The sequence below is a fragment of the Streptomyces sp. NRRL F-4489 genome, assembly GCF_001509485.1.
Lineage (GTDB): Bacteria > Actinomycetota > Actinomycetes > Streptomycetales > Streptomycetaceae > Streptomyces.
The window spans coordinates 1-237 of the sequence record NZ_LLZI01000209.1 but is presented as its reverse complement, the minus strand read 5'-3'; the positions used below and the strand labels follow the sequence as shown (position 1 = coordinate 237).

The following is a 237-nucleotide window of genomic DNA, read 5'->3' as shown; positions in this document are numbered from 1 at the left end:
CTAATCCCCTCCCGAAGGAGGTTCATCGTTCGACTTGCATGTGTTAAGCACGCCGCCAGCGTTCGTCCTGAGCCAGGATCAAACTCTCCGTGAATGCTTCCCCGTAATCGGGGTGAACACCACGAGAGCGGAACGGTACGGAGGAATAATCCGACCGTTCACAGCGTCCTCGCTGTGTGCCTCCCAAACTTGGGAGGGCTTTTCAAAGGAACCTCATCTCCGTGATGGAGACGGGGT

General features: G+C 56.5%; 1 rRNA gene. It reads right to left on the bottom strand.

Going from position 1 to position 237, the window contains the following annotated elements:
* Positions 1-94 (bottom strand): 16S ribosomal RNA (locus tag ADL22_RS15765); the annotation flags it as partial.
* Positions 95-237 lie beyond the last annotated feature (143 nt).